The following is a 12,491-nucleotide window of genomic DNA, read 5'->3' on the forward strand; positions in this document are numbered from 1 at the left end:
ATAAAATTTATATTGTCTTTTAGGCAAGGATCTTACACATGAATAAATTATGTTATCGCGTTATTTATAATCGTACTCGACAATCAATGGTTGTTGTTTCTGAATTAACTAAATCTTGTGGTGAAAATAATAAGCGTAATACTCTTTTTTCATCACCCATTAAAAGTTCGCTAAATAGCGTGGCATTTATTTTATTACTGATGCAAGGCATGGTCAGTTTTTCTGTGCAAGCCAGTCAAATTATTGCAGATCAACATGCGCCTAATAACCAACAAGCAACGGTATTACAAACCAGCAATGGCATAGTACAGGTTAATATTCAGCAACCTAATCAACATGGTGTTTCACGAAACCAATTTACGCAATTTGATGTTGATAATAAAGGTGCGATCCTCAATAACAGCCTACAAGATACACAAACACAATTAGCTGGAATGGTAACGGGAAATCCGTGGCTGGTTAAAGGCGAAGCGAATGTTATTTTAAATGAAATTAATAGCCAAAATCCTAGTCAACTTAATGGTTTTATTGAAGTTGCTGGCAAACGAGCAGAAATTATTATCGCTAACCCAGCCGGTATTAGTTGCCAAGGATGTGGCTTTATTAATGCCGTAAATACCACTTTAGTTGCAGGTAAAGCTTTAACGCAAGAGGGGGCAATTTCTGGTTATGAAGTTAATAACGGAAAAATAGTTATTTCTGGTAGTGGTCTAAATGATAGCCAAAGCGATTACACGCGTATTTTAGCGCGCGCCGTAGAAGTTAATTCACGTATTCAAGCCAATAAATTAGAAATTACGACGGGTAAAAATAAATTAGATAATAATGGTAATGTAATTAGCCAAGATAATTCGGCAACTAAACAAAATGATTATGCCATTGATGTCGCACTGGTGGGGGGTATGTATGCCAACAAAATTAAATTGGTTGGCACAGAACATGGTGTTGGTGTACGCAATGCAGGCGAAATTGGTGCTGAAGCAGGTGGTTTAACACTAAATGAAAACGGTCAGTTAATAAATACCGGGCTAATTCAGTCTAAAACACAATTACAAATTAATACGGCAAGTGTAAATAACCAAGGTGTGATTGCAGGCGATAAAAACCTAGCGCTAAATACCACGGGTGATCTTGTTAATAGTGGCACACTGCAAGCTAAAAATAATATTCAGCTAAAAGCAACAGAAAACGTTTCTCAAACCGCATCAGGCAAAATAGTCGCTCAAGAGAATATTCAAATTGATGCTAAAGGTTATTTGGCAACACAAAAGAGCCAACTAGGTGCTGGTATCGATAATAGCGGTAATGCCGTTAATCCTGCCTCGCTAACACTGAATATAGCGGATGATATTGTTTCTGCTGGTCAGCATTTAAGTGGCGATAAAATTAATCTAACGGCTAAAAATGTTGATATTTCAAACAGCAAAACACAAAGTAAAGATCTACACATTACGGCATCAGTAGGGCAAATTAAAACAGAGCTCGCCCAAGTGAATGCCAATACAGCAATGCTTAATGCCAAAACAGAGATTATTAATCGTAAAGGCGAGATCAGTGGCGATAAGCTCCAACTCATTGCCCCTAATCTGATTGATAATAGTGAGGGTAAATTAAGCCAATCAGGTAGTCATGATTTAAAACTCAATTCTGTTGTACTCAATAACCAAAAAGGAGAGATTAATACCGCCGGAAATCTCTCTTTAAATCATCAAAATCTTAATAATCAACGTGGTGATATTCAAAGTCTTGGTCGCCAATTAATAATTAAAACAACGGCACTAAATAATCAGCAAGGCACAATATCACTGCCTCAACAAGGTGCTATCACGCTAAAAACTGAAACGCTATTAGGTAAAGAAGGTTCCCTATTAACAACGGGGCAGCTTTCTCTGCAAGGGCAATATTTAGATTTAGAAAAAGCCACAACCCAAGCGAAAGAAATAGAGATTAATGCGGTTAATCTTAACCATAATGACGCTAATTTAAAGCAAACGGGTACTGAATTAACGTCGATTAACGTAGAAAAAACACTCAGTAACCAACGCGGTAATATTCAGACACAGGGCGCATTAACACTCAATGCTCAAGAGATAGATAATACACAAGGTGAAGTGAGAACCTTAAATCAAAGTCGCCTAGATATAACCGCAAAAGACGCTATTACTAATAATAAAGGTACGTTGATATCAGCGGACACTCTTAAACTTAATGCCAATATATTAACTAACCAGCAAGGCAATATTCATGCTGATAAAGCAATTGCTCTTACCCTGAACAATAAGCTTGATAATAATGCTGGGAAAATTGTTAGTAAAAGTAATAGCGAAATAAAAGCGAGTACATTAAATAACACCAAAGGCGAAATTGGCGCTAATGGGTTAAATATCACTTTAACGGGACATGCAGATAACCAACAAGGTGCAATAGTTTCGCAAGATAGACTACGATTAACGGCAAATAACGTTGATAACAGCCAAGGTATTATTCAATCAGAAAAATCCTTGTGGTTGGCAACTCAAGGCGGCGAATTAAATAACCAAAATACGCATCAATCTGGCGGTATTATTAGCCGAGGGGCGTTGCATCTAGACGTTGGTGATATTAACAATAGCCAAGGGGTTATCAATGCTAAAAACAGTATTGATCTCCAAAGTAAAACAGTTAATAGCCAACAGGGTAAACTAGTTACGCAAGGCGATTTTACCGCTAATACTCAAGGTTGGAATAATACATCAGGGTTAATACAAGCATTTAATATCACTATTAATTCAAATAACCAGCCGTTAATTAACCGTGATACACAAAAGGATCAAGGTATTCAGGCAACACAAAACTTACTACTGAATACGGGATTATTAGATAATAGCCAAGGTGATATTAGCGCGAGTCAATTGCAATTAAATACAGCCAAAGCCAGTTTTATCAACCAACTTGGTCGATTAACCTTATCGGATAATGCAACGTTAAAAACAGGTACGATAAATAATCACGCGGGGCTGATTATTACTGGTAAAGATCTCATTATTGATAGCCACCAGCAAAAAATAACGAACAGTGAAACGCAAAAAAGTGGCGGAATAGTTAGCCAAGGTGGATTAAATATTCACAGTGGCGACCTTGATAATCAGCAAGGGCAAATTTTAGCTAAGCAGCAAGTTGATTTGCAAACTAACATCGTGACTAACCAATCAGGTCAAATCCTTAGCGAGTTAGCGAATTTAACATTAAAAGGAATATCGCTAAATAATAGCCAAGGGCATCTGTTTTCTCCTCAACAATTACAATTAACTTTGCGTGATAACCTGATTAATCGTCAAACAATTGAGGGTAATAAAGGTATCGAAACAAAAGGGACATTAACTATCAATAGTGGTGATATTGATAGCACGCAAGGTCGTATTGTTTCCGCTGATCAGTTAGCCATTAAAAGTGGTAACTTAATTAATCAACAAGGCATATTAGGCAGCCTAAATAGCGATTTATCAATTACCAGTAAACAACTGATTAATGATAATGGTTCAATAAGTGCCAATAACATCACCATAAATACCCAAGGTGAGCGTTTAAGTAACCAAAGTACTAAAACCAATAGTCAGATTTTTAGTAAAAACACACTCAATATTACAACGGGTGAATTAGATAATACCAAAGGCAAGTTGATTAGTAATGCTTCAGTTAATATTTTAACTAATGGTAAATTAAACAATACCCAAGGAGAAATAAGTGCTCTTGAGACGTTAGAAATTAAGACAAAACAAGCGTTAAATAATACGCAAGGATCACTTGTCTCTAATAAATTAATGACGCTTATAATGGGAAGTGAGTTAAATAATGCTAAAGGAAAAATCACTAGCCACGATGCACTATCCATTGAAACGCAAGGTAAATTAGATAATACACTCGGTAAAATAATTGCGCGCAATAGTGCGAATATTTTATCTTATGGCGATTTAATTAACTATCAAGGTCGTTTAGGAAGTGAGAAGTCATCACTTATTTTAAATACACATCAAATTGATAACCGTAGTGGGGTTATTTCTGCCCAAGGTTCTCTTAATTTAGATTCAAATAAATATGCTATCGATAACTCGCAAACCTTGAAAAGTGGCGGAATTGTTAGCCAAAAAAATATCACCATTGATAGTGGCGAAATCAACAATCAAGATGGTCAGTTAATTGCAAAATACAATGCAATAATCAACACGCATCAGCAACAACTCGTCAATAACGACGGTGTTATTTCCGCTGATAATGGCACCATTTCTATTGACTCAGCCTCAATCAAAAATATTTCTGGGTTAATTTACGCCCTAAAAGAGATGGTCATTAATACCTACGGAAATATTATTGATAATAGCAACAGCAAAAATAATGGTGGCATTTTAACCAAAGCTAATTTAACGCTTAATGCAGGTGATATTAACAACAATAAAGGGAATTTAACGGCTGAGAATGGTAGCAAAATTACCTTCAATCAGTTAAATAACCAACAAGGTAAACTAGCAAGTCTTAAGCAAGACTTAGTATTAGAAGGCAGTGAACTTGATAATGGTGAGGGGTTGATCTATTCATCAGAAAAACTGCAAATAGAATTATCTGATCAATTTAGTAATAACAATACACTAAATGACCTTGGTGTGATCAGCCATAGTGATATCGAAATAACAGCCAAGTCATTAGATAATCAGCAAGGTCGCATTATAGCAAAACAAGAAAATAAGCTGACATTAGGTAACATTAATAATAACCAAGGCACATTAGCAAGCCAAACTGGAAAACTGGTAATAGAAAGCGCTCAGTTACTTAATCAATCAGGATTAATTACAGCCAAAACAGAATTAAATATTAATACCAACAGACAGCGACTAGATAATACGCAAGGTGTATTAGCCAGCCAAACAGGCAAGTTAATTATCGCCAGCCATGAACTATTAAACCATGCAGGGCTGATCACGGCGAATACAGCATTAAATATTAACACTGACAAACAGCGCATTGATAATAGTGATACGGCAACAAGTGGTGGTATTATAAGTAAAGGCGAATTAGAAATTAACGCCGGTAATATTGATAACCTTGAAGGTAAAATCACGTCAACGGCTAAACAGTCACTGTTTGTTGAAGATATTAATAATAAGAAAGGTAAGATTGGTAGCATAGAAGAACGGGTATTAATCGAAAGTGGTGCTATTAATAACCAAAATGGTCTTATTACGGCAAAAACGCAATTAGATATCACAACGAAAAATAATCAATTAGATAATAGCAACACGTTGTCTCAAGCAGGGATTATTAGTCATGGGGTATTAAACCTTGTGACAGGTAATTTAAATAATCAATCTGGCTATATCTTTTCTGCTAAATCCTTATTGCTTAATAACTTAGGAATGAACAACCGTAGTGGCGAAGTTATTAGTCAGGCAAACGGCTTTAAGTTAACGACTCAAACGTTAGATAACCAGCAAGGCACACTCTATTCAGCCAATAATTTAACTTTAGATACACAAGGCTATGAATTAAACAATAGCCAAACGCTATCGGGTGGCATTATTAGCCAAGGAAAATTAGACCTAAAAAGTGGTGAGCTTAATAATACTCAAGGGCGAGTTATTTCTGATGACGACTTAAATATTTCTAGCGCAAAACTGATTAATAACCAAGCACAACTAGGCAGCAAGCAGGGCGGGTTAAATTTAAAATCAGCTGAAATTGATAATAAAAAAGGTGTGATTAGTGCGAGTCAAAATGTCGTTATTAACACGCAGAAACAGAATATTAATAACCAAAATGGGCTAATAAGCGCATTAGCTAATCTTACTATTTATAGTGGGCAACTGGTTAATCATGTGGGCAAAATAACCACTAATAAGCAAGCAACTATTAATTCAACCGATCTTGATAATAGACAAGGCAGCATCGCCAGTAATAGCCATCAATTAACCATTAATGCCAATAATATAAATAATGCGAAGGGGCTAATTTACGCCGTTAAAGCGCTCACCATTAATGCAGATGGTAAGTTAACGAATACGGATAACAACGCGACAGCGGGCATAATTACTCAACATAATCTGAACGCAACGGTTAAGCAGCTAGACAACCAGAATGGATTAATTTCTGTTGCTGGTATGCTGAAACTCATTAGCCCTGAAAAATTAAATAATCAGCAAGGGCTAATAACGGTGGGTCAAAAAGCAGACCTACAAACAGAACAGTTAAATAACTATCAAGGAAAAATCTCTTCCGGCGATTTATTAACAATTAGCCACTCCAATACACCACTTATTAATCGTGAAGGGACGCTTGTATCTTCTGGTGCGATTTCATTAAACAGTGGCGATATTGATAACCAGCAAGGGAAAATAACCGCACTTAATACAGTCACCATTAACAGCGGTGAGTTGCAGAATAATCAAGGTACGGTATACGCCAAAAAAGAGTTAAATATCCATTCTCAAGAATTGGTTAATACTGATGGATTATTGCAATCAGATAGCCGGCTTAAGTTAAATACCAGACAAAATGATCTGATCAATTTAAATGGCAAAGTTATTGGTACGACTGAAACCCAACTTAACGTTGCAGGGCTTAATAACCAAAAAGGGCATATTCAGGCAACTGACAAACTGGATATTCAGTTAAACCAAAGTGAGTTAGATAATCAGCAAGGAACACTCTTATCAGCAAATAACTTACTGATTAACGGTAAGAGTATTGATAACCAACAAGGCGTTATTCTTGCGGGTAACAATACTGAAATTACGCTCAGTCAGGGATTAAATAACCAGATAGGACAGATCCAATCTCAAGAACAACTCACTGTAACGGCTCAACAGCTTGATAATCAGCAAACGGACGATGAAAATCTAGGCTTAAAAGCAAATAACATTCATATTGCAGTGAATGATTTGCTTAATCATCAAGGCGTTATTCAAGCCAGTGAACAACTTAAATTAATTCCGGCTGAAAACCTTAATAATCAACATGGCTTGATATCTGCTGCAATGTTAGCCATTGAAGGTAAAAGCGAAAATAAATTAGCGATTGATAATAAAAAGGGGTTATTAGCCGCGACACAACAGCTTCGTTTATGGGCTGAAAAGCTAAGTGGTGATGGCGAAATTATTTCGGCGGGTGACAGTGAAATTCAGTTAAAAGCAGCCTTTAAGTTAGAACAAGATGCCACACTTAAAGCGCAGAATTCTTTAACACTCTCTTCAGAGGATGAAATTCATAACGCTGGATTTATTTATGCGGGTAATCAGCTTTCACTTCAAGCGACGAACTTAAATAACAGTGAGTCAGTAGCCCCAGTAGAAAATGATGATTTAGTTACAACGCGCAGCAAAAGAAGTATTGATGATAATGAAAAACGTAACGGCGAAATTAGTGCCAAACAGCTGACATTAACTATTTCAGAAAAACTGCAAAATACAGGATTAATTGATGCTTTTGGTGGCACGCTCACATTAGCTGCTGAAGCTATTTATAACCAAGCGGGTGGGCGAATTTATGGTGATAATATCCAGCTAAAAAGCCAGCAATTTGATAATTATGCCCAGCTTGAAGATATTGCCCCAGTATTAGCCTCTCGTGAAAACCTACAGCTATTGAGTAATACAATAAATAACCGTAATCACGCCCTTATTTACAGTGGTGGCGATATGGTTATTGCGGGTTTTGAAACAGAAAGCCTGCCAGAAAGTGTTGCTGCTGATGTATTAAATAATGAAAGTGCATCTATTGAGGCAAGTGGAAATTTATTTGCTCATATTTCAGAAATTAATAACCGTGATCTCTATTTAAAAATCAGTGATCCCGAAAAAGTATCTGAAGTTCCTATGTATCAATTTGGTGTCGACCATAGTGGCGATAAATTTGATTCTGATGATAAGCGCATTTGGTACAACATTAATACGCGTGAACATGTATTAAATCTTAATGGTCGTCAATATAAAGACTTCTATGAGTTTAAATATAAGATAATTACAGAAGAGTCAAAATTATTACATCGTGATCCAGCATTAATATTGGCGGGCAAAGATATCACGTTAAAAGGTGATAATTTAAACAATATTGATAGCCATATTATTGCAGGTGGCAAACTGATTATTGATGGTATGCATATTAATAATCAGGAAACCGCAGGTCAGCGTATTGAATACCATGAAGGTACAGCAATAAAGCATAAAAGACCGGGTAAACGTAGAGCTGGTGGTAAGAAAAAAAGCAGTTCGACTTCAAGTAGTGATTATGGGCCCTTTGAAGTGGTTAAATCCTTACCATTAGGACTACTTGAATATAAAGAAAATACCGATCTCACTTCAGATAAACGCCCTGAACTAAGTGAACAGAGTGAAATAAAAGTATTTACGACACGAAGATTTGGTCGGTTAATGGCTCATCATAATCAAGTAGATGTTGATACCGCTGAGCTAACCGCTATTACGCCTGAAAAAACAGATTATGATTTGGGTGATGATCTATCGTTAACAAAATATAAAGAGAGTTTATTAACAGACCAAGGTGATCTTGATCTCTTTGATAAAATAACCACCACAAAACTCGATGATGCGATTAATGGTAATCAATCGACAGAAATCGTATTAAAAAGTGGTGATACGGTTTCAACATTTAACGCTGAACAAACCGCAATTACGCAGCCTGATAGCGTATTACCAGAAGTAAAACGTTCAGAGAAACACCCTGAGCTTCTTATTGGTAAAGTGATTACCGTTCCTCAGTTAGAAAAGCCAACTGAAGAGAAAACCATAGACGTTAAAATTCAGACCGTAGCGCCTATATTAAAGCTTCCTGAAAACCGTTTATTTAATGTCAATAAAGGAACTGATAGCCAATATATTGTTGAAACTGACTCCCGCTTTACCAATAAAAGAGAGTGGTTAAGCTCAGATTATATGCAGAATGCATTATCTGTTGATCACAATAATACGCATAAACGTATTGGCGATGGTTTTTATGAACAACGCATAGTCCGTGATCAAATTATTCAGCTAACCGGTAATCAATATCTTGATGGACATAATGACAACGAACAGCAATATCACGCTTTAATGGATGCGGGTATTCGCTTTAGTGAAGAGTTTGGCATTAAACCGGGTGTGACATTAACCGCTGAACAGATGGCAATGATCACGACGGATATGGTGTTATTAACCAGTAGAGAGATAACATTACCTAATGGCTCCGTTGAAAAAGTATTAGTGCCCCAAGTTTATGCGCGTGTTCTACCGGGTGATTTACAAAATGGTGGTGCATTACTTTCAGGTAGTGAAGTTATTTTAAATAATATTCCTGAGTTAAAAAATGAAGGCACTATTTTAAGTAAAACAAGCTTACAAGCTTCAACCAATAATTTAATTAACCAAGGGCTAATTAAAGGGCAAACGGTAGATTTACTTGCGTTGCAAGATATTAAAAATGAAGGCGGACAAATTGCAGGACAAAGCCGCATTAATCTGCAAGCAGGTAATGACATTATTAGTACAGCAACAGTATCGGGTAATAGTACCGACCAATGGCTAAACCGTGGTGCCGCCATTTATTTAGAATCACCCGATGGTGAGATTGCATTAAAAGCAACGCGCAATTTAGCGTTAACAGCAACAGATATTCTAGCAAGTGGTGATAACAGCCAATTGGCGTTAACCGCAGGTAAAAATATTGAATTAGGTACTATAAATACGCGTCGCCAAGAGAATATTGATTGGGATAGTAATAACTATCTGCATAAAACCACCGAAGAGGAGATTGGATCTCATCTTTATGCGGGTGATATATCAATAACCTCGGGCGAAGATATTCGACTTACTGCAACCGATATTCAAGCAACAGGCTCGCTAGGATTAAGTGCAGGTAATGATATCTCATTACAGAGTGGTTATTCCTCTATTGACCAAATCGCACACAGTGTAACTAAAGATAAATCGTTTGGCTCTTCTGAAACGCGAACAACGCATGCTGAAATTCATAATAAACAAGCAACGGGAACACAGCTAAAAGGAAATGAAATTTCTATTTCTGCCGGCAATGATTTAATTGCACAGGGCAGTGAGATTATTGCTACACAAGATATAAATCTTGATGCGGGTAATCAACTATCGCTTACCACTGCAGAAGAGCTTGCTTTCCAATCTTATGAAGAAAAAATTAAAAAATCAGGCATTGGTGGGACTGGTGGTATCGGCTTTACTGTGGGTAAATCTGCATTTGAGCAGCTTAATAATAGTAATGCGGTGACTCAAAAAGGCAGTGTGATTGGCAGTACGGATGGCAATATTCGCATTAGCTCAGGGGACAATCTCACCATTGATGGTAGTGAAATGATAGCCAAAAAAGAGATATCTCTTACAGGGGATTCTGTTGATATTCTGGCTACCGAAAACAGTTACACCGAGCTAAGCAAAACCAAAACTAAGCAGAGCGGTTTTACCGTCGCACTAAGTGGTACTGCAGGAAGTGCAATCAATGGCGCTATTTCAGGTTATAAGGCATCTAAAGAAGCTGATGATAGCCAAATTAGCACACTTCAAGGCATTAAAGCGGGGCTTTCGGGTGCTCAGGCAGCTGGTGCGGTTGCATTAGATAATGCGCAATCTGGCACTGATAATGAGAGCACAACATTAATTGGCGTTAATGTTGCTTATGGTAAAAGTGCCTCTGAATCTGAACGTATACAGCAACAAGACATCGCCCAAGGCAGTAGCTTAAGCGCAGGTGAAAACCTCTCTATTACGGCAACAGGAAAAGAGCAAGGCGATATCACCATTACCGGCAGTGAGCTACAGGCAGGTGGTGATCTTACCCTAAGTGCTACGCGAGATATCACATTACAATCGGCACAAAACCAAGAGACGATAGACAGCAAAAATAGCAGCAAAAGCGCCTCTGTTGGTGTAGGCGTTACAGTGGGCTCGGGTGGAGTCGGGGTAAATATTAATGCCAATGGTAGCCGAGCGAAAGGCTTTGAAGAGGGCGACCACACCTATTACACCAATAGCACATTAAATGCAGGGCAAACGCTCACATTACAAAGTGGTCAAGATACAACGCTGAAAGGCGCTCAAGCGCAAGGCGATAAAGTTATTGCTAAGGTGGGGGGGGATTTACATCTTGAAAGCCAGCAAGCGATTGATGACTACAAATCGAAGCAATCGAGTGAAAGTGTCGGTGGTAGTGTCAATGTAATGGGCACACCGGGTGGTTCGGCAAATATTTCGTTTAGTCGCGATAAAATGGACAGTAAATACCGTTCAGTGGAAGAACAAACGGGCTTATTTGCAGGCAATCAAGGGTTTGATATTAGCGTGGGTAAACATACCCAGCTTGATGGCGCAGTAATTAGCAGTACCGCAGAGGCTAAAAATAATCAGCTCGATACAGGCACATTAGGCTTTAGTGATATCCATAACTACGCAGAATATAAAGTTGAGCATCAATCTGGTGGTGTAAGTACTTCAGGTGGCGTTGAAGGCAATATGCTGGCGAATATGGGGCATGCGTTAGCCATGGCAGGCAACCATAGTGACAGCGATGAAAACACCACCCAATCTGCGGTTTCACAAGGCACATGGACAGTGCGTGATAGCGATAATCAGCAGCAAGATATCGCGCAATTAAGCCAAGATACCGATAACGCCCACAGCACGTTAAATAAAATTTTCGATAAAGAGAAAGAGCAAAACCGCCAACAGAAACAGCAGTTAGTGGGTGAAATTGGTGCACAGATTATCGATTTGGCAACCACGGTTGATACCATTCGTGGCACCAATATTGCCAAAGAAGAGTCAACACTAAATCGCCTTTCAGACACTGCTTATGATGATATCTACCAAGCCCTTTCAGAAACTAACGATAACGTCACCGAACGTGATGTTCAAAATTACCTCTTCCAACAACGTTTACAAGATTATACCAACCAGTCTGACTTTGGCACGGGCGGTAAATATACCCGAGCTATTCAAGCAGTTACCGCATTTACGCAAGGCATTATGGGTGGCAATATTGTCACCGCGATTGCTAATGGCTCAGCGCCTTATCTTGCCAATGAAGTGAAAAACCAAATTCAAAGCAATAGCGTTGAAAGTGATATTCAGCGCACCCTTGCCCACGGTTTAGTGAATGCCGGTCTTGCATTAGCAAAAGGCGAAAATGCGGCAGCACAAGCCGCTGGTGCGATGACCGGCGAAACCATGGGTATTTTATCGCACTCACTTTATGGCAAAACCCCGGAAGAACTTACTGAAACTGAAAAGCAGAATATAAGTGCATGGGCAACGTTAGCTTCAGGCATTGCCGGCGGGTTAATTAGCGATAATAGTGCCGGCGTTGCCAATGCCGCCCAAGCCGGGAAGGTGGTGGTTGAGAATAATTGGTTGAGCGTGTCTGAAAAGACAGAGCTCGATATAGCAAAAAAGACACTTAGAAATAGTACAGATCCAATAGAACGAGAGAAAGCGCAGCAGAAATAT

The 12,491-nt window shown here is 38.2% G+C and carries 1 protein-coding gene; it reads left to right on the forward strand.

The genetic code is table 11. The features are described 5' to 3' along the window. Window positions 1-38: 38 nt before the first annotated feature. The coding region (locus tag ABN099_RS10945) for a hemagglutinin repeat-containing protein (RefSeq protein WP_349463805.1) at window positions 39-12,491 on the forward strand (12,453 nt) is incomplete at its 3' end.

This window comes from Proteus hauseri (assembly GCF_040139125.1).
GTDB lineage: Bacteria > Pseudomonadota > Gammaproteobacteria > Enterobacterales > Enterobacteriaceae > Proteus > Proteus hauseri_B.